14 protein-coding genes and 3 pseudogenes are annotated in these 19,338 nt (G+C 66.9%); 13 read left to right on the forward strand and 4 right to left on the reverse strand.

What is annotated here, in order from left to right; translation table 11 throughout:
* The first annotated feature begins 567 nt into the window (after positions 1 to 567).
* The gene (locus ACGFY5_RS44665) at positions 568 to 1,275 is read left to right on the forward strand and encodes a hypothetical protein (RefSeq protein ID WP_392731123.1); all 708 of its coding nucleotides are present in this window, start codon (positions 568 to 570) and stop codon (positions 1,273 to 1,275) included.
* 752 nt (positions 1,276 to 2,027) lie between these two features.
* Here the strand turns inward: ACGFY5_RS44665 and ACGFY5_RS44670 are convergent.
* Both ACGFY5_RS44670 and ACGFY5_RS44675 read right to left on the reverse strand, forming a co-directional pair.
* Complete coding sequence (locus ACGFY5_RS44670; protein ID WP_392731124.1) at positions 2,028 to 3,104, reverse strand: hypothetical protein; 1,077 nt, start codon at positions 3,102 to 3,104, stop codon at positions 2,028 to 2,030.
* Positions 3,105 to 3,299: 195 nt separating this feature from the next.
* Complete coding sequence (locus ACGFY5_RS44675) at positions 3,300 to 4,673, reverse strand: FAD-binding oxidoreductase (protein WP_392731126.1); 1,374 nt, start codon at positions 4,671 to 4,673, stop codon at positions 3,300 to 3,302.
* Positions 4,674 to 4,736: 63 nt separating this feature from the next.
* Between ACGFY5_RS44675 and ACGFY5_RS44680 the strand changes: the two genes are divergently transcribed.
* From ACGFY5_RS44680 to ACGFY5_RS44715, 8 genes are all read left to right on the forward strand, one after another.
* Positions 4,737 to 5,633 carry a LysR family transcriptional regulator gene (locus tag ACGFY5_RS44680; RefSeq protein ID WP_392731128.1) on the forward strand — a complete coding sequence of 299 codons (897 nt, stop codon included), beginning with the start codon at positions 4,737 to 4,739 and terminating at the stop codon, positions 5,631 to 5,633.
* Between the two features lie 104 nt (positions 5,634 to 5,737).
* Positions 5,738 to 6,949, forward strand: coding sequence for an ABC transporter substrate-binding protein (locus tag ACGFY5_RS44685; protein WP_392731130.1), 1,212 nt, complete (start codon positions 5,738 to 5,740; stop codon positions 6,947 to 6,949).
* A 23-nt stretch (positions 6,950 to 6,972) separates the two neighbouring features.
* Positions 6,973 to 7,827: a branched-chain amino acid ABC transporter permease gene (locus ACGFY5_RS44690; protein ID WP_392731132.1), complete on the forward strand. Its 855-nt coding sequence runs from the start codon at positions 6,973 to 6,975 to the stop codon at positions 7,825 to 7,827.
* A complete protein-coding gene (locus tag ACGFY5_RS44695) occupies positions 7,824 to 8,750 on the forward strand; it encodes a branched-chain amino acid ABC transporter permease (RefSeq protein ID WP_392731134.1) in 927 nt (308 codons plus the stop codon). Before ACGFY5_RS44690 ends, ACGFY5_RS44695 begins: the two co-directional genes overlap by 4 nt.
* On the forward strand, positions 8,743 to 9,495 hold the full coding sequence (locus tag ACGFY5_RS44700) for an ABC transporter ATP-binding protein (RefSeq protein ID WP_392731135.1): 753 nt from the start codon (positions 8,743 to 8,745) through the stop codon (positions 9,493 to 9,495). The genes ACGFY5_RS44695 and ACGFY5_RS44700 overlap by 8 nt, the downstream gene beginning before the upstream one ends.
* An 11-nt stretch (positions 9,496 to 9,506) precedes the next feature.
* Entirely contained in the window at positions 9,507 to 10,166 is a 660-nt protein-coding gene (locus tag ACGFY5_RS44705; protein ID WP_392731145.1) for an ABC transporter ATP-binding protein, read from the forward strand.
* Positions 10,163 to 11,395, forward strand: a complete 1,233-nt coding sequence (locus ACGFY5_RS44710) for an amidohydrolase family protein (RefSeq protein ID WP_392731137.1) — start codon at positions 10,163 to 10,165, stop codon at positions 11,393 to 11,395. Before ACGFY5_RS44705 ends, ACGFY5_RS44710 begins: the two co-directional genes overlap by 4 nt.
* Positions 11,395 to 12,414 (forward strand): dihydrodipicolinate synthase family protein, encoded by a 1,020-nt coding sequence (locus ACGFY5_RS44715; RefSeq protein ID WP_392731139.1) that lies wholly within the window; start codon positions 11,395 to 11,397, stop codon positions 12,412 to 12,414. The genes ACGFY5_RS44710 and ACGFY5_RS44715 overlap by 1 nt, the downstream gene beginning before the upstream one ends.
* Before the next feature lie 790 nt (positions 12,415 to 13,204).
* Here ACGFY5_RS44715 and ACGFY5_RS44720 read toward each other — a convergent pair.
* Positions 13,205 to 14,398, reverse strand: coding sequence for an IS110 family transposase (locus tag ACGFY5_RS44720; protein ID WP_392731141.1), 1,194 nt, complete (start codon positions 14,396 to 14,398; stop codon positions 13,205 to 13,207).
* A gap of 576 nt (positions 14,399 to 14,974) precedes the next feature.
* On the opposite strand from ACGFY5_RS44720, the pseudogene ACGFY5_RS44725 reads away from it, so the two are divergent.
* Positions 14,975 to 15,768 (forward strand): annotated as a pseudogene (locus ACGFY5_RS44725) (transposase family protein).
* 348 nt (positions 15,769 to 16,116) lie between these two features.
* Here the strand turns inward: ACGFY5_RS44725 and ACGFY5_RS44730 are convergent.
* Complete coding sequence (locus ACGFY5_RS44730; protein ID WP_392731146.1) at positions 16,117 to 16,803, reverse strand: pentapeptide repeat-containing protein; 687 nt, start codon at positions 16,801 to 16,803, stop codon at positions 16,117 to 16,119.
* Between the two features lie 80 nt (positions 16,804 to 16,883).
* On the opposite strand from ACGFY5_RS44730, the pseudogene ACGFY5_RS44735 reads away from it, so the two are divergent.
* The 3 genes and pseudogenes from ACGFY5_RS44735 to ACGFY5_RS44745 all read left to right on the forward strand — a co-directional run.
* Positions 16,884 to 17,597: pseudogene (locus ACGFY5_RS44735) on the forward strand (transposase); the annotation flags it as partial.
* 47 nt (positions 17,598 to 17,644) lie between these two features.
* Positions 17,645 to 17,989: pseudogene (locus ACGFY5_RS44740) on the forward strand (transposase); the annotation flags it as partial.
* 15 nt (positions 17,990 to 18,004) lie between these two features.
* The gene (locus tag ACGFY5_RS44745) at positions 18,005 to 19,210 is read left to right on the forward strand and encodes an IS30 family transposase (RefSeq protein WP_392731148.1); all 1,206 of its coding nucleotides are present in this window, start codon (positions 18,005 to 18,007) and stop codon (positions 19,208 to 19,210) included.
* Positions 19,211 to 19,338 lie beyond the last annotated feature (128 nt).

The raw sequence follows: 19,338 nt of genomic DNA on the forward strand, positions 1-19,338 counted from the left end.
AAGTAGCCGCGGGGGGCAAGGCGCAGGTCGGCACGCGGGGTGTCAACAGGGTAGCTCTCCGTCCGTCGGCTTGCTAGTAGCGCAGCCTGATCTGCCGTCGGCATGCTAGGGCAGCTTCGTCACCACTGGTCGACGCGAGCAGAGTGCCGGTCGGCGCCCGCACCCACCAGTGCCCTCCGGGATCGCGAGAGCCTGCCCACCGCCCAGCGGAGGGTGCCGGTACCTGCCCCCCGGCGAGCGCCTACACATGTGTGGCTCACCCGGGCACCAGCGCCGCTGAATAGCGGTAGGACCGCGATGCAGGGTCAAGGCTTCCCCAGGCCGGCCACCTGCGCCGCGCGCGACGGTACCCCACGCCCGATTGCGAGGCGATATCACGGCCACCAGCCTCGCCGCAGATCATTGGACGCAGACCGGTACTCTTAGCTGCTCGAAAGCCTCTTCTTTCCGGCTCGAAATGGGGCCTTGCAACTCACTATTGGCCGAGATACCTCCAATTATGTCCACAAGTGATACTTAACCAAAGTGCTCGAATACAAATGAATGAGCGCGACTTCAGGAGCGAAAATGCCTAATTTCATAGCATGGGACGCGGCTGACTGGTCGGCCTTCGGCTCCCTGCTCACTGTCGTCGTTGCGCTCGTCGCCACCTCAATCGCTCTCCGCCAGGTTCGCGAAGCTCGCAGACTGCGGCAGGAGCAGGCTCAGCCCTATGTTGTTGCTTTCATGGAGCCCAGCCAAGCATCGCCGCAAATCATCGACTTGGTGATCAAGAACTTTGGGACCATTGCGGCGAACGGCATCATAATTCGGAGCGATCCAGTTATGCAGCGAACTTCGGACGGGTCAGTCGAAGACGTGTGGATTTTCGATGAGATGCCGATCTTGGTACCCGGTCAGGAGTGGCGAACGATGTGGGACTTCGGGCTGGAGCGGACAGGGGCCGAACTCCCAGAGCGGCACCGGGTGACGATCACTTATCGCGATTCGCATAACCGGAAGATGAAGCCAACTGAATCGATCCTCGACTGGGCCGCCTTCAAAGGCCGGATGTGGGTCAGCATTTATGGGGTGCACTATGCAGCTAAGGCGTTGCGGGACATTGACAGGAGGCTCGGCAAATGGCAAGAAGGTGTTCGCGGAGGCCTCGCTGTGTATGTCCGCGACGGCGACAAGAAAGATGAAGAGCTTCGCCGACAGCTCGCGGACCGAGTCCAGTCCTCTCGAGCCGATTCAGACATTCTCGACGCCCCGAGGGACGTGTCTGATGAATGAGCGTTCGCCAGAGCGACCAATTCACGGGCGCACTGAATGCTAGGTCTTATAAATGACTGGAGTGCAATCCCACTTCAGCTCATCGGGCTTGGTATCGCGGTATGGCAGATTCTTAAAGCCATTGCAGAGGCATCTGCGGCGCGATCGGCCTCCGAGCGAGCGGAGCGCGCGGCACGCAACACCCAGGTTTCGTTGGCGAGAAATCACCTGCTGGTATTGCTTCCGCAACTTCAGCGGGCCGAGTCAGATATTGAGTGGGCCATCGGCCGAGCCGACCCAGAGAGCATAATTCACCACTTGGGAGTGTGGAGATGGCAGGCGAGCCAGCTAAGACGGATGGCGAACTGGGCAATCCGGCGCGACCCTGAACTCGATGCGAGGATCAGTGAGTCGCTGAATGCAGCGGCGCATGCGAAAATAGCGCTCCAAAAACAGTCGGGCGACGTGGTCGCGAAGACACGCGGCGTATAACTTTCATTAGCGGCGGTTACGAAGCAGATCGGTGAGCTTGCGGCGCAAGTTTCTGCCGACGGTCGTGGGCACGCACCAGATTCAACCGCGATTGAGGCGCTAGAGGAAACCAATCACGGATTTCGCGGCGACCGCTGAATACCTCTATGGCAAATCTGCCGGACATCAAGCATAAGGGGCGCTAACGTACTCGGCTGCCGCCCTAGCGGACGTGGCGCGGAGGATCGTCGCGGAGTGTCAGACCTGTGGCCGCCCCATCGGTAGAGGCATAGAAGAACTTATTAGTGTCGACCTGAGTTATCGTTCCCGTCTCGCGGCCGGTGCCGACCAGGTAACGGGCGAAGCGGTTGGCGACGAGATCGGAGTGCACGTCCTCGAGATCGGAGTGCACGTTTCCCATTTATCCAGCGCAGGGTCTGGCTGGTTCCGACAAAGTCACCTAAGTCGGTACTTTCGAGGTAGCTCTCGCCGGACTCGGGAAGTGATTCGGGTGCCAGCTTCGTTGGCAGCAGGCGGAACGCGCCGCGGTCATCGCCGGCAAAGAGCATCGCACCGAACGCTGCGGTCCGGGTGAGTACTTGGGAGAACCACTGTCGCTTGGCGTCGGATATCGCGAACACAAGCGAGTCGTGCGTCGGCGCGTTGATCGAGCGGGCGCTCGGGTCCGCCGACGGGGCGCCGAGGATTTCTGGGTAGTCGCGCTCCGAGAACAGGGCCATGTCCTGCGTGGGCGGATCGTCGGCATGCGACTCCGGTACCAACGGCTCCAGAGGGATCACACTGTCCTCCGGTTCGCGGTCCAATTCGCGGTCGGCGCCTTCCCACAGCGCGTCATCACCATCCGGATCGAGAATTCGGGCGGCAACGTGGCGCGGACTCAGAATACTAGCGATCGCTAGTCCAGGCGGTCGGCGGGATCCGATACGGACCGAATCGAGTTGGGCCATGGCCTTCGCCAGCTGTTCCGGCGCGTGATACCCGTCTCGCGTGCCCTTGCATTCCAGGACCAGCACGCTAGTGGCCGTGCGCCCGTTGCCGCGCTTCGTCCCGAGAAGAAAATAGTCTGGACGCATTTTAGTGTCAGCCCGACTCTTGAGACGTTCACCGAAGAGCCGAGAGTCGTCGGTACCAGCCTCAAGCACCATTTCTGCGTCAACCGCAAGATAGGTTCGCCCCGGATCGCGTTCGTGGAGAATTCGTTTGGCTAAAACGATCGCGAATCCGATCCCTAGGTCCTCGGACTGCTGCGTCGCCCCGTGATATCGCACGGAGTCCATCGCGCGCTGCGCCATCGCTAAAAATCGCTGGTCCATCCTGGCCCGGGGCCGGGAGACGAACGCCTCGCAATAGCGCAGCACCGGCCACAGGGTCGCGTAGTAGGACTTCGAGGTTCGGTCGCGAGCGGTCGTGGCGCGCCCGATCTCGTGAAGCAGCTCTATGGGCCTGACGTCTGCCAGCCCGTCACGCAGCTCAGATATCGGTTGCGGCCGCTTCCGGTGCCTCAACTCGGGTCGTTCGCGCCCGGGTTACGAGACGTCCTCTAGCCGGACGGTTCAGGAATTGGCGCGCCACCCGAGGATGTCGTGTGGATCGAAGTGGCGTTTGAAGAGCCGGGCGATGTCGCGGACCGCCGCCGGTACGTAGCGGTCGTAGGCGTCAGAGTTCTTCGGGCCGATGCCGTGCTCGGCGGCGAAACTGCCGCCGAAGTCGTGGACGACGGTGTCGAGGACCATGCGGCGCAATGCGTCTTCGTCGGCCGGGTCGCCCGGGAGGGGAAGGATGTAGTGCAGACCTCCGTCGCCGTAGTGGCCGAGTTCGATGGGCAGGACGCTGGGGTAGGCCTGGGCGAGTTTTGTTGCCAGGGATTTCCGTAGCGCGGTGAGCGCACTGCGGCTGGTGGAGATGTCGAAACTGATCACGGGCGTCATCGCCTCGGTGATCAGGGGGATCGTGTGCCGCACTTCCCAGAGGGCGTTCGGATCGCCGACCACCGTGCCGGCGACAGCGTCGTTTTCGGTGAGTGCCTCGATCGCGGCGAGGAGGAGGTCCTGCGCGGATTCGTCCGCCGCGCCGATCTCGACCAGGACGCAGTCGTGGTCAGTGGTGGGGACCCGGCGGAGGAGATGCGAGTGGTGTGCTTCGAGGAGGCGGACCGCTGACGGTGAGGCGAGTTCGAACGCGGTGAGCCATTCGCCGGTGCGGCGTTCGAACTCGCGCAGGATCTCTGGTAGCCGCGCGGGGTCGCGAATCTCGAGCCAAGCGGTAGCCCGGCTCGCCGGGAGCACGGCCAACTCGAAGGTCGCCGCGGTGACGACGCCGTAGGTTCCTTCCGTGCCGATGAAGAGCTGGCCGACGTCGAGTCCCTCGTTCTGCTTGCGCAGGGGCGAGAGCGTGTCGATGACCGTGCGTTCGTCGTCGGCAACGACCACTTGCACACCGAGCAGCCGGCGTCGGACGTCGCCGTAGCGCAGCACGTTGGAGCCGGCCGTGTTGGTCGACACCATGCCACCGACGGACGGGCTCGACCCGACCTCGACCGGTAACTTCAGCCCGTGCCCGGCCAGCCGGGTGTTGATCTCGTCGAGTGTCCAGCCGGCCGAGGCGGTGAGTACCCGGCTGTCCTCGTCCAGCTCGAACCTGTCGCGCATTCGCTCGGTCGACAGCACGGCCTGCGTGCCGGTGATATCGGGTAGCGCGCCGCCGACGAGGCCCGAGTTGGCTCCCTGCGCCACGACGCGGAGGCCGTGTTCCTGGCAGATGCCGAGCACGGTGCGCACGTCCGGCACCGTCCGTGGGCGGATGACCGCGGCGGCCCGGCCGGTACGCCGGTTGGGGCTGGTCTCATACCGCCCGAAGTCCTGCGGTGGACGTAACAGACCAGCCAGGCCCAGTGCCTGGTGGAGAGCGTCGAGCCCGGATTCGGTCATGGGGTCAGCGTTCCACCGGTCGTCACATTGACCGATGCTCTCTCGGGTGACTTCGATGCCCACATGGCGAAGGACCCGACGATCCAGCAGTTACGAGCGTTCCAGGCGGTGGCGGCCGACCTGCACTTCGGACGGGCGGCGGCCCGGCTGCACACGACGCAACCGCCGCTGACCCGGCACATCCAGGCGCTGGAGGACGTGCTCGGCGTTGCGTTGTTGCGACGCAATTCGCGCAACGTCGAGCTGACGCCCGCGGGCGAGACGTTCCTGGCGGAGATCGAAATCGTGGTCGCGCGGCTGTCACGGGCGATGGAGCAGACCAGGTCGACAGCGGCCGGTGCGGCGGGGCAGCTCGCCGTCGGGTACGTCGAACCGCTGGCCGTCGGCCTGCTGCCCCGGGCGCTCTCCCAGTTCGTTCTCCTGCACGCCCGGATGGAGCTGAACTTGTTTCAGCTGGACACTCGCGACCAGGTCACGGCGCTGCACGACGGCAGCATCGACTGCGGTCTGCTGCGCGCCCCGGGCAATGTCGACCCGTGGCTGGAGTTCGAGCCCGTGTGCTCGGACGTGTTCGTCGCGGCATTGCCCGCCCGGCACCGGCTCTTACCCGCAGGCGAGATCGACCTCGCCGAGCTGACCGACGAGCCGTTCGTCGCCTACGAGGGCAGCATCGGTCAGGGCATGATCAATGCGATGCTCAGTGGCTGCGCCACGGTCGGCTTCACTCCGAGGGTCGTGCAGCTGGCGCAGAGCACGTTGATGCTGCTGGCGTTCGTCGCCGCCGGGTACGGCGTGGCGCTGGTGTCCAGTGAGACCGCCAAGCTGCCGCGCGACGGGGTCGCGTTCGTCCGCCTGCGGGGGAACCCGGCGAGCTCGACCATCCTCATGGCGTCCCGAAAGGGCGAGCGCAGCGCGGCGCGGGACGACTTGGTCCATCTCCTGCGCCACGTCACGAACTGATGATCAGGACAGTATTGATCTGACCCGAACAAGCATCGCCCGTCGGCGCCAGGACCCTAGCGTTGTCGCTACCGCGAGACCCCTGCTCTGCTCCGGAGGACCCGATGAGGCGCTTGGGAGTTCACATCTCGCTGATCTGCGTCGCCCTGTCTTTGGCGGTTGCCTGTAGCTCGAACGGCTCCGGTGGCGTGATCAACGTCGGTGGGCTGGTGCCGTTGACCGGTGGTGGGTCGGTGTACGGGCCGGACATCGAGACGGCGCTGCGGATCGCGGTCGGCGAGATCAACGCCGACCCGCCCATGGGCCGTCGGCTGCGATTACATCTCCAGGACTCCCAGACCGACCCGGACGCCGCAACCCGGGCCGCGCAGAAGCTGATCAGCGTCAACCGCGTCAGCGCGATCATGGGCCTGTGGTCCAGCGCGGAGACGCTCGCGGTGGCGCCGATGGCGATCCAGAGCGGCAAGTTGCTCATGACCGCGGCGGGCGCGGGCGACATCACGAAACTCGACGACAAGAACCTCGTCTGGCGCTTCTATCCGCCGGGCAAGTACACCGGCGACGCGATCGCCCGTGCGGTCCGGGCGCAGGGTTGGCAGACCGTGGTCGCCATGTCGCGCAATGATCCGAGCGGCCTGACGATCATCGGCAGCTTCACGACCGCGTTCGAGAAGCTCGGTGGCCGGGTGGTCGACTCGGTGACCTACCCGCCGAACCAGAGCAGCTATACCAGCGAGGTACGCCGCGCGATCGAAGAACGCGCGGACGTCATCGTCAACGTGGGCTACACGCCGGAGCTCGCCGCGATGATGAAGGACGCGCGGAACTCGGCGCAGAAGGGCACCTGGCTGTCGGTCGGTTGGTCGGTCAACCAGGGTCTGCTGGACGCCGTGGGCAACCAGGCGGCAGAAGGCCTGTACTCGGTGGACGCCGCGCCGAACGTCAAGGGCAAGGCCTACGAGCACCTGCGGCAGGCGTTCGAGAAGAAGACGGGCTCGCCCCTGCTCGCGAGCGACACGTTCGTGTTCTCCGCCTACGACTCAGCCGTCGTCGCCGCGCTGGCGATGGAGTCGTGCAAGTGCACGGAGGGCGACGCGCTCACCGAGGCGGTCGCACACGTCACCTCCGCGCCCGGCCGGAAAGTGGACAGTTACGCCGACGGTGTGGCCGCTTTGCGCGACGGCGACGAGATCGACTACCAGGGCGCGTCGAGCGACCTGGAGTTCGACAGCAGAGGCGACCAGTTGACCGGTTACGGCGTGTACCGCGTCAAGGCTGGCCGGATCGAGTTGCTGAAGGAATTCACCCTCTCCTGAGCGGGTCTCGAAGGGCGGAAGCGGTGCTGCAGGCTCTGGTGAACGGAATCACCGACGGACTTCTCATCGGACTGATGGCGCTGGGTGTCTCGCTCGTCTACGTGGTGCAGAGATTCCCCAACGTCAGCCACGGGGGTCTGGTCGCTGCGGGCGCCTACGCGACCTACGCCTACGGACGGTTCTTGGACAGCTGGTACTTGGCGATCGCCGCCGGCGTGCTGACCGCGTTCGGGCTCGGCGCCCTCTGCTACTGGTTCGTCATCCGACCGTTCCGGACCGCACCCTTGATGACGCTGCTCATCGTGACCGTCGGTCTCGAGTTCGTGCTGGACAACACGATCGCGTTGATCTGGGGCAGCTCGCTGCGGACGTACGGCTTCGGGGTGGCCGGTGAGTTCGCCCCGGGAGGCGTCCACGTCAGCAAGGCGGCCGTGTACACCAGCCTGGTCGCACTCGCGACGATGGCGGTGGTCGCGGTGGTGATCGGCCGGACCGGGCTCGGTCGCGACATGCGGGCGTTGTCCGACGATCGGTCGCTGGCCCGGGTCGCCGGCATTTCCGAGAACCGGACGCTGATGCTGACGTGGGGCCTGGTCGGGGTGCCGGCCGCGATCGCCGGGGTGTGCCTGGGCGTCAAGTCCCAGCTGACCCCGCTGATGGGCTGGAATCTGTTGTTGCCGTCCTTCGCGGCGGCGATTCTCGGTGGGCTCGGCGGTTTCGGGGGCGCAATCCTCGGCGGTGTGCTGGTGGGCGTCGGCATGGAAGTGTTCACGCTGGCCTTTCCCGCGGTGTTTAAGCCGGTGTTCGCGTTCGTGCTGATCACCCTGCTGCTGCTCGCCCGGCCGCAGGGCCTGCTGGGCAAGGCGGTGCGCGTGTGAACACCTACCTGACCGCGATCGCGACCGTCGCGTTGCTCTACGGCGCGCTCGGGCTATCGCTCAACCTTCAGGTGGGACGCACCGGGATCATCAACTTCGGGCACATCGCGTTCTTCGGGGTCGGGGCGTACACGTCGGCGCTGTTGTCGATCAACGAGGTGCCCCTGACCCTCTCCGTACCGGTGGCGTGCGTGCTCGGCGGTCTGGCCGCGTTTCCGCTCGGGTGGATCGCCGCCCGGCTCACGTCGCACTACCTGGCGATCGTGACGATCGCGTTCGCCGAGGCGTTGCGCGCACTGTTGCAGAACCTCGACGTGACCGGCGGACCGGGCGGTCTGGTCGGCGTACCCCGGCCGTTCGGTGAGCTGAATCCCGACGCGTTCGCCGTGATCTGGTTCGCGCTGGCCGCTGCTCTGCTGACGGTGACCGGCTTCCTGGTGCGGGTGATGAGCCGGGGACTACTCGGGCTGAACCTCGCGAGCATCCGCGACGACGAGACCGCCGCGGCGATGCTGGGCCGCGACGTCGCCGCGTACAAGACGATGGTGCTCGTGTGGGGGTCAGCGCTCGCCGCGCTCGCCGGTGCCTTCTACGCCCACTGGATCGGGTTCGTCTCCGCCGAGCAGTTCGATCCGCGCGTCACGTTCTACCTCTGGGCCGGGATCGTCATCGGCGGCGCGAGCCACGCCGGCGCCGCGCTCGGTGCGGCGGCGATCGCCGCGTTGTTCGAGCTGACGCGGTTCTTCCCCGACTTCGGGATCACCGCGTTCAGCGACACCCAACTCGCGTCGATCCGGTGGATCGTCATCGGCTTGCTGCTGATCGGCACGATGCGGCTGCGTCCCCAGGGAATTCTTCCGATGAGCTCCCGTCACCACCTTCGGTCCGGACCGCGTGTGGAGAAGGTGCGGGTCGATGCTTGAGGTACGGAACGTCTCCGTCCGGTTCGGCGGGCTCGAGGTGCTCACCGACGTTTCGCTGACGCTCGCGTCGAGCCGGCTGACTGGGCTCATCGGCCCCAACGGCGCGGGCAAGACGACGCTGTTCGACTGTGTCACCGGCTTCGTGCGGTGCGACCGCGGGATGGTCTCCGTCGGCGGCCGGCCGACGCGGCTGTCCCCGCACCGGGTCGCGGCGGCCGGCGTCGCTCGGACGTTCCAGACGCCGCGGGTGTTCAGCGGGCTGACCACGCTCGAGAACCTGGTCGTGGCGGGGTCGCGGCCGGCGCCGGTCGGGTCGCTGGTGACCGCGTTTCGTCGCCGCGCGCACGCCGCCGAGGCCCGGGCGCTGATCGACTCCGCCGTCGAGACGGCCGACTTCGTCGGCCTCACTCCCGTTCTCGACAACCGTGCCGACGCCCTGTCCGGCGGCCAACGCAAGCTTCTGGAGATCGGCCGGGCGCTGATGCGATCACCCGCGGTGCTGCTCCTGGACGAGCCGGTGGCAGGCGTCCACCCGGCGCTCGCCCGGAGGATCGCGACCACGCTGCGTGCGATCGCCGATGGTGGCGTCGCCGTGGGGGTCATCGAACACAACATGGAGTTCGTCATGAACAGCTGCGATCACGTGCAGGTGCTGGCGCAGGGCCGGACGCTCACCCACGGCAGTCCCGACGTGGTGCGGCGGGACCCGCGCGTGCTGGAGGCGTACCTCGGTGGCACGCCGTGACCGCGCTGGAGATGGCCGGTGTCTGCGCGGGCTACGGCGACAGCCGGATTCTCGACGACCTGTCGCTGACCGTGCGTGAAGCCGAGGTGGTCTGCCTCATCGGGCCGAACGGCGCCGGCAAGTCAACCTGCCTGAAGGTCGTCAGCGGTCTGCTGCGGAGGACCAGTGGTGAAGTCCGGATCTCCGGCCGGCTGGGGTACGTGCCCCAAGTCAGCAACACGTTCCCGAGCCTGACGGTGCGCGAGAACCTCCACGTCATGGCGCGAAAAACGGACAGCCGGAACCGTGTCACTGAGTTGCTGGGCGAGTTCCCGCGGCTCGCCGAGCTCGCCGGACGGCCCGCGGCGCTGCTGTCCGGAGGCGAACGCCAGCTTCTCGCGCTCGCGATGGCGCTGGTGCGGCGCCCCGACGTACTGCTGCTCGACGAGCCGTCCGCGGCGCTGTCGCCGCAGGCCGCGCAGCACGTCTTCGAGATCGTCGGCCGGCTCAAGGACGTCGGAATCAGCATTTTGCTCGTGGAGCAGAACGTCCGGCTGGCCTTGGGTGCGGCGGACCGCTGCTACGTGCTGGAGGCGGGAACGGTCGCGCTGGAGGGCGCGGCCGCCGACCTGCTGGACGATCCACGCCTGGGTGCGCTCTACCTGGGTGGCGACCTGTCGGAGGCGCCATGACTCTCCTGATCCACGCGACGTTGATCGACGGTACCGGCCGCGACCCGGTGCCCGACTCGTGGTTGCGGATCGAGGACGGGCACATCACCTCGATCGGTACCGGCGCGGCGCACCGCGGGGACGCGGACGTCATCGACTGCGCGGGCCGGACCGTGCTGCCCGGACTGATCGACGCCCATGCCCACCTCGGTGCCACCGACTACCTCGACCGATTGACGTCGGGCTCCCGCCCCGAGTACGCGGCGACGGTGTTCGCCGAGAGCTCGTCGACGCTGCGGCACGGCTACACGACGATCCGCGACGCCGGATACACCGACGCGGGGTTCGCCCGGGCGATCGCGAACGGCATGGTCGCCGGGCCGAGACTGCTGGTCTCCAACGGTCCGCTCAGCCAGACCGGCGGGCACTCGGATCTGCGCCGGGGACACGATCGGCAGCCGGCCGTGATGTTCGACGGCCTGGTCTGGACCGGCGTTGTCGCCGACGGCGTCGAACAGGTGCGATGGGCCGCGCGGGAGGTGCTCCGCGCGGGCGCTCATCAGGTCAAGGTGATGGCCAGCGGTGGATGCGCCTCGCACGGCGACGAGGTGACCGACACGCAGTTCACGCGCGAGGAGCTCACGGCCATCGTCCAGGAAGCCGGTGCTCGCGGCCGGCACGTCCTGGCGCACGCCTACAACCCGGAAGCGATCGCCAACGCCGTGCACGCGGGCGTCCGGTCGATCGAGCACGGGAACCTGCTCGACGAGGAGTCGGCAGCGTTGATGGCGGCACAGGGCACGTTTCTGGTGCCCACCATCGCCACGTTCCAGTTGTTGTCCGTGGACGGCCGGGAGATGGGGATGAGCCGTGAACAGGTCGACCAGATCGACACCGTCCTGGCCTCCGCGTACACGTCGCTGCGAATCGCGCTCGACGCGGGCGTACGGATCGGCTCCGGCTCGGACGTTCTGGGACGCCATCAGCCGCGCAAGGCCCTCGAGCTGGAACTCCAGGCGCGGGTGACCGGGACGCTGGAAGCGATCCGGTCCGCGACGTCGGTCAACGCCGAGATCGTCGGGCGCGGGCACGACCTCGGCGCCGTCCGCCCCGGTTTTGTGGCCGACCTGCTGATCGTGGACGGCGATCCGGCCGAGGACATCACCGTGCTGCAGGACCCGAACGCCATCCACGCGGTCCTCCAGGCCGGCCGGATCACCGTCGAGCGTCGACCGGAGAGGACTTCCTGATGGACCGCAACGACGTCACGTGGGCGGGTTACTGGACGGCCGCGATCACGCCGTTCACCGCCGACGGCGCACTCGACGAGGACGCGCTGCGTTCGGTGATCGAGCGGTCGGTTTCGAACGGCGCCCACGGCATCTGCGTCAACGGCAGCACCGGCGAGTGGTTCAGCCAGACGCTGGACGAGCGCCGCCGCGTGGCCGAGATCGCGGTGGCGACCGTCGCCGGCCGGGTGCCGACCGTCGTCGGCGTCACGTGCTCACGCGCTGATGATGCCGCCGCGCTCGTCGAACACGCCGCGCGTACCGGAGCCACCTCCGTGATAGCCAGTCCGCCGCCCCTCGCCCGGCCGACGACCGACGAGCTGGAGAACTACTACCGCGAAGTGTTCGGCGCGGCGCCGATCCCCGCCTGGCTGTACAACTTCCCGCAGGACAACGGGCATCACGTCAGCGTTCCGGAGCTCGCCCGGCTCGCCGAGATCCCGACCGTCGTGGCGGTGAAGCAGAGCGCGCCGGGCATGGGGGAGTTCATCGAGACCATCGACGCGGTCGGCGCAACACTGCGGGTATTCGGCAACATGCTCAACCGGGTCGGCTTCGCGTTGATCCGCGGCGGCTTCGGCGGTGACGGGCACTTCGGCAGCGGCATGCTTCTCGGTGCCGACATGCCGGGATTCTTCGAAGCGGCCTGGCAGGGCGACGCGGTCCGGGCCTACGCGATCGTGCACCGATTCGAGAAACTCATGGCCGGCCTCGCCGGCGACCGAGCGGACGGCTACAACTGGGCTTTCGGTGGCATGCAGCCGACGCTCAAGGCGGCGATGAACATCCTGGGGGAGAGCGGCGGTTACCCGCGCAAACCTAAGCTACCGGTGGAGGACCCGGCGGCGCTGGCGAGCATCCGCCGGATCCTCCAGGACGTGGGCCTCGCCCCGTCTCCCACGGCCCGGGAGGCCGAGGTCACTGAGGGGAAGCGCAGCCGAGCAGGCCCATCGTTCGGATCAACTCGGCCGGACCCGTGATCGCCAGCCCCCCGCCCGACCAGCACCGCCTTCGCTCCGAGGGCTACACCTTCACCACGTCGCCGCCTCGGCGGACACCGCTGTCGAACAGGACGTCGACGGCGTCACGACCGCTGCCCGTCATACTGCGACGACCACATGGCTCGAACCGTGCGGTGTTGGCAGCTCGAACGGCGTGCCGTCACGTACGAACCGAGTCGTCCAACGCGCCCGGCGCATCATCTGCGGCCCGAGCCGGAGCGCGCGCTTCGCGTTGACCCGGAGGTCATCGGCGAACCCGTTGCGGAAATCACGCTTGACCGGACGCGGCTTCAATCGCTGGCGAACCGCTCCCGGGGTACTGCTGCAGCTTCCGCGTCGCTCAGCCACTTCAGTCGCCGCCGGACATAACACGACGTCCAGGCCGGCGCACCCAGTCTGCGGGGGCACGACGAACTGCGGCTACGACGAGTGCAAGCCGCACCGTCGCCGCCACCATAAGAAGCGCTCCAACGACTGCTGGAACTGACCGTGAGGGTTCTGCGGAGATCGGTCGGCGGATAAGTCCGCGATGGAGCTGTACTTCACCCCCACATGCCGCGCCGTACCCGGTTCGGCGTTCTCCCGTCGCAGCCCCTCGATCTCCGCCGACTCTTCGGTGGCGGTTGGCGCCTGGCCGAGTGTGCCAGCCCGATCAGTCCGAACGCATGCGGCCCGTTGGCGAACTGGCGTCCCACCGAGACGTGGTGGCGCGTGAGCCAGTTTTACGACTGCGTACCGGCAGCGGACAACATCCGCTCATGACACCCCTCTAGGTCAAGCCCGAGGTCCTATGGTGGTTGGTGGCGGGTCCGGGGAGTGACTTTTCCGAAGGGTCGATGTCGGGGTTGGAGTCGGCCGCGCTGGAGTCAGGTGTCGTCCCCGGGTGTCCTCCCGGGCCCGTCCCGGCTGGGTTTCGTGCGTCGCGGAGCATGGTGCGGTAGACGACGTCGGAGCGACGTCGTTTGAGGGCGCGCATGGCTTCGTTCGAGGTTTTGCCCTCGCTTTTGCGCCGGTCGTAGTAGGCGCGGCCGGCGGTGGGGTTGCGCAGCTGGACGGTGGCCATCGTGTGCAGGACCCGGTTGATTTGCCGGTTCCCGCCGCGGGAGAGCCGGTGGCGGACGTGGTCACCGGAGGACGCGTCGATCGGTGCGGTGCCGGTCCAGGACCCGAAGTGGGCTCTGGTGGGGAACCGCTGGATATTGCTGACTTCGACCAGCAGCCGGGCGGCGCCGGAGGGGCCGATGCCGTGCAGGTCCAAGAGGCTGGTGCCGGTCGCGCGGACGAGGTCGCGGAGCTCTTTGTCGGCATCTTTACTGCGTTGGTAAATCCGTTCGAGGTCGGCGATGAGTTCCGCGGCGACCCGGCGGCGTGTTTTCCCAGCCGGGTCGGTCGGGTGAACGCCGGCCAGGATCTTCTTGGCTTGCGCGGCCGACAAGAACCTTTTCGCCCCGCCCGGGATGAGCAGCAGGAGCAAGGCGTGGAGCTGGGAGGTCATCCGGGTGTGGTCTTCGCCGAGTGAACGCCGCCGGTCGACCAGGGTCTGCAGGACCGCCAGCTGCTGGTCGTCGACGACCGGGTGCAGCCCGGCCATCCGGGTGCCGACCAGCGCGACGGAGTGGGCGTCGGTGGCGTCGGTCTTGCGGCCTTGGCCGGTGGCGAAGACGCGGGCCCGGGCAGACAGTTTGGGTGGCACGTCGATGACCTGCTCACCGTCACTGATCAGGCGGGCAGCGATGTGTTTACCGATGCCGTTGCAGCCCTCGATCGCCCATACCCGTTCCGGCCAGCCGGCCACCGAATCCTTCATGGCTGCGTAGGCGTCGACCGTGGTCTCGAACCGGCCCCCGCCCAGAACGGTCTCGTCGCTGGCCATCACCTCGATCGTGACCGATCGCTTATGCGGATCCATCCCGATCACCACCCGGCACGAACCGGACGACGGACCGGTCAAAGCACTGTTCATTGATGCGTCGGTTCCTTCAGCGCCCCCTGCGACAACAGGAAAGGTCGTGAGGGCACCGCTACTTCGAGCGCGGGGCACACCCCTCTTCAGCCACTCCGACCCTGAAGCGACGCCCGGCCCGCGCAGGCCACGAGAGAGCCACACGACCAGCGTGGGCAGCCGCGAAGGGAGCAACGAACCGGGCGCCTGGACGCTACCCCGTCGGGCACCGTCCTACCGCCCATTGAATAAGTAGCCGCGGATAGCGCGCGCCGCGGCCAGCGGCGAGTAGCTGGCGTGCTCGTGGTCGGATCAGCCGGTTGATCGGTGGTTGCTCGGATGTAATGCAGCGTGGTGCGCTGGGGTGGTTCGCGGTGGTGTGGTGGCCGCGGATCGGCTGCGTCGGGGTCGCGAGCCGGGCTTCGTAGCCGGTGTCGTCAGGCAATTCGTGGTAGCGGGGGGTGCGTCGTGGTGGTACAAATAGCTTAGGCGACTCGATAAGCGTACAATCCGGACTTTTAATCCGCGGGTTCTGGGTTCGATCCCTAGGGGACGTCTCGTAACCCGGTTAGGTCTGGTGACCGGCCATCGTGGAGGATGCCCGGTGTGTCGTCGCCGGTCATCACCGCGTCCCGCCGGGAGTGGATCGAGCCGTTCACCGGTTTGAGTCCGGCCGAGTTCCGCAAGCTGGTGCGGCTGGTCTCCGAGCGCGGCGGTGAGGAGATCCAAGACGGGCGTCCGGGCCGGCAGTGGGCCCTGGAGCTGCCCGATCGGGTGCTGCTGATCGCGACCTACTGGCGGACGAACCTGACGATGCGGCAGCTCGGGCCACTGTTCGGTGTCTCCCACTCGGCCGTGCCCCGGGTGCTGACACCCTCGGCCCGCTGCTCGCGCTCGCCCCGGTGCGGAAACGCCGGGTCGATCAGATCGCGATCGTGGATGGCACCCTCGTGCCGACCCGCGACCACACCCTCGCGGCCTCGTCGAAGAACTACCGGTACTCCACGAACCTGCAGGTCGCCATCGACGCGGACACCCGCCTGGTCATCGCCGTCGGCGATCCGCAACCGGGCAAGCGCAACGACACCATCGCGTACACCGACTCCGGGATGAAAGACCAGCTCACGGGACGTCCGGTCGTGGCCGATGGCGCCTACCAGGGCCACCCGGAGGTGATCCTGCCCTACCGCCGCGCTGCCGGGCAGGAACGACTACCGGCCTGGCAGGAGGAGTGGAACACCAAGCATCGGCAGGTCAGAGCCGCCGTCGAGCACTGCTTCGCCCGGATGAAGACCTACAAGATCCTCCGCGACTACCGCCGCGCCGCCCGCACTCTCCACGCCACCGCGGCCGGCATCGCGCTGCTCCACAACCTCGCGCTCACCGGATGACCCGCTGACCCGAACCGGGTCGACGCTACCCGGAGCGAGTTACGAGACATCGTTTAGGCGGCCCCCGAGAGTTCGCTAGTGATCTCTCGGGTCGTTGGCGAAGTCCACCCCGCTTGCTCCGTCGCTATCCGATCGTGCAGACCCTGGGCCAGAGTGGAGTTATGGCCACTGAACAAAGCTGAATTACGCCGCACGGCCCAGGGTGGACTGGATGCTCGCAGGGTAAGCCGATGCGGATGTGGAACTGGATCGTTTTATTCCTTTCGACCGACCTGGCCAGCCGGCATGCAGGTCGGCATGGCGGCGGCCTGCGGAGTCGCTCGCTTAGCTGGCTGGCCGTCAGGTGTGTCAGCAGCTACCGATGCGTCGACAGAGCTGAGCCAGGGTTTCGGATGCAGGCTCACCGTGCACGCCGGTCAGGTCGGCGTCGGTCAGGTCGGCGTCGGTAAGGATGGCACGGGTCAGGTCGGCGTGGATCAGATCGGCATCCTCCAGGTGCGCACGGGTCAGGTCGGCTTCGGTTAGGTCCGCGTCAGTGAGGTTCGCCCGGAGCAGGTTTGCGTGTATGAATTTCGCGCGGTAAAGCATCGCCTTGTTTAGGGTCGTCTCGATCAGTAATGCTCCGGGGAGTTTGGCGGATTGTAATCGTGCCTCCGTCAGGTCTGTACGGTACAACTTTGTCTCTTTGAGCAGAGCGCTTCTTAGGTTGGCGGATCTCAGGTTTGCGTCGCGCAGCTCCGCGCGGGTCAGGTTCGCGCCGGTCAGGTTCATTCCGAACATGGTCGCGCCGGTCAGGTCGACGTCGTCGAGTCGTATGCAACTAGCTTGGGTAACGTCCAGATGCGCACCTTGCAGCTTCGCGTTGCGCAGGTCCGCGCTCGTCATGAATGCATAGGGCACGTCCGCGCCACGAAGGTCCGCGCCACGCAAGTCCGCTCTGGTCAGGTCAGCGTGGTCCAGGTGCGCGTCGTGCAAGTTCGCGCCACGCAGGTTCGCCGTGTTCAGCTGCGCTCCGCGCAGGATCGCATTGGTCAGGTTTGCGCCGAACGGGACTGCCCAGGGTTCGGTTGACTCCTTGACCTGTGAGGCCTTGGCCTCGCTGGGAGGATCAGTCCATGCCCGAGCCGTTCCCGAAAGAGTTCCGGGCTGATGTCATCGTGGTCGCCCGTCAGGGCGACGGCACGATCGCCGAAGTCGCACGCAGCTTCGGTATCTCCGAGTCCTGCCTGAACCGCTGGTTGAAAATCGCCGACCGCGAAGACGGGACGGGTGCGCCCGCGTCGTCTGTGAAGCCGGCTGCCGACAGTGATCTCGAGGCGGAAAACCGCGAGTTGCGGCGGCGGACCAAGCAGCTGGAGCAGGAGAACGAGATTCTGCGGCGGGCGACGGCCTACTTCGCCCGCGACGTGCTCCCAAAATGATGTTTCCGCTGGTCCTCGATTTTGCCGCTGATGGTGTTCGGCGTTGCGGTGACCTGCCGGACGCTGGGTTTCTCCAAACAAGCCTTCTACCAGGGGAAGGCCCGACCGATCACCGACCGGGACTGGGACGACGCCCATTTGATCAATGCCGCCATCGACATCCACCACGACGACCCGGAATTCGGCTATCGATTCATCGCCGACGAACTCGCTGATCAGGGCATCGTCGCGAGCGGCAACCGGGTCAACCGGCTCTGCACCCAGCAGCGTCTCTGGTCAGCTCACGCCCGCAAACGCGGCCGCAGCCGACGGCCCGGACCGCCGGTCCATGACGACCTGGTCCGACGCGAGTTCACCGCGGCCGAACCGAATCAGCTCTGGCTCACCGACATCACCGAGCATCCGACCGCTTGGATTCCAGCAGTCGTCGCAACGCCTCGCGGAATGCGGCGGCGGTGTCCGGTCCGAAGTACAGCAAGGAGCAGAAGGAGCAGTTCTTCCGGCTGCTGGACAGCGGCGGGGACGTCCGGGTCGCCGCCGAGGCGGCGGGTGTCCATCCAGCGGCGGCATATACCTGGGTGCGGCAGGCCGGTCTGACGATGCAGCGCAGAGCACCGAGGAGGTACTCGCCTGCGGAGAAGGCCGAATTTCTCCGGCTCGCTGCGGAGTGGGGAAACATCGCGGCGGCCGCTCTTGAGCTCCGGATCCATCCGCCGACGGCTTATGCCTGGGCGAGCAAGGCGGGAATCTCCACCAGCGAGGCCCGTAAGGTCAATCCCCGACGCGAGGAGTTCCTGCGGCTGCGGGCCGAGGGGCTGACCCGGCGTCAGGCGGCGGCCCGGGTTGGCGCCGATTTCCGGTCGGCAGCGGACTGGGACAAAGGCATCACGATCATTCACCGCGGCCGGGTCTATCCCGACGGCCGCGTCGTGCGTTACCCAGAGCCGACAACAACGCCGGGCGTGAAACCGGGACGCGCTGCTGGCGCGATCGGCGGTCGGGTTGACCTCGACCGCGTCGAGAAGGTCATCGACCCGCGTTACCTGGGCCTGCTCGAACGCGAGCAGCTCAAGGATCTGCAGGCCCCCGGGCTGTCGGTCCGCGCGATCGCGGCGGTGATGAGCCGTTCGCCGTCCACGATCAGCCGGGAACTGAAGCGCAACACGGTGTCCCAGCGCGGTTACCTGCCCCATACCGCGCACCGGCTCTCGGTCCAGCGCCGGCTGCGAACGCGGCGGCCGAAGTTGATCGTCAACGCCGAGCTGTTCGCCTACGTCCAGGCGAAACTGAAGACTAAGTGGTCGCCGGAGCAGATCAGCAAACGGCTGGCCAGAGACTTCCCCGACCGGCCGGAGATGCGTGGGGGCATCGAGACCATCTACCAGGCGATCTACGTCCACGCCCGGGGGGAGCTCAAGCGGGAGCTGGCCGCGCAGCTCCGGCGCGGCCGCGGGGCCCGCAAGCCGCGCAAGAAGCCCGATGCCCGCCGGCCACGGTTCGTCGACCTCATGAAGTCCATCAGCCAACGTCCCGCCGAAGTCGAGACCCGGGCCGTCCCCGGCCACTGGGAGGGAGACCTCATCATCGGCGCGGCCCAGGGATCGGCGATCGCGACCCTAGTCGAACGGTCCAGCCGCTTCGTCATGCTGGGCCCGGTGGGCCGTGACCGCAGCGCCGACGCCGTCCGCGACAGCCTCATCACCGCGGTCGGACGACTGCCCGACGCGTTGAGAGGCACGCTGACCTGGGATCAGGGCTGCGAGATGTCCGAACACCGGGCGTTCACCCTCGCCACGGACATGGACGTCTACTTCTGCGACCCAGCCTCGCCCTGGCAGCGCGGCAGCAACGAAAACACCAACGGGCTGCTGCGCCAGTACTTCCCGAAAGGCCAAGACCTCTCCCGCCAGACCGTCGAGGAGCTCCAAGCCGTCGCCGACGAACTCAACGACCGGCCACGAAAATCGCTCGACTGGGAAACCCCCGCCGAACGGCTCGCTGCTTTACTGGACGCGTCCTGACCTCAACTGTTGCGACGACTGCTGGAATCCAAGCCGCCGAGGGCAAGCTCTATCTCTGCGCAGTCAAAGACGCCTGCTCACGGCGGATCGTGGGCTACTCCATCGACGCCCGCATGACCTCTGACCTG

Origin of the sequence: Cryptosporangium sp. NPDC048952, assembly GCF_043197895.1 — a bacterium.
Lineage (GTDB): Bacteria > Actinomycetota > Actinomycetes > Mycobacteriales > Cryptosporangiaceae > Cryptosporangium.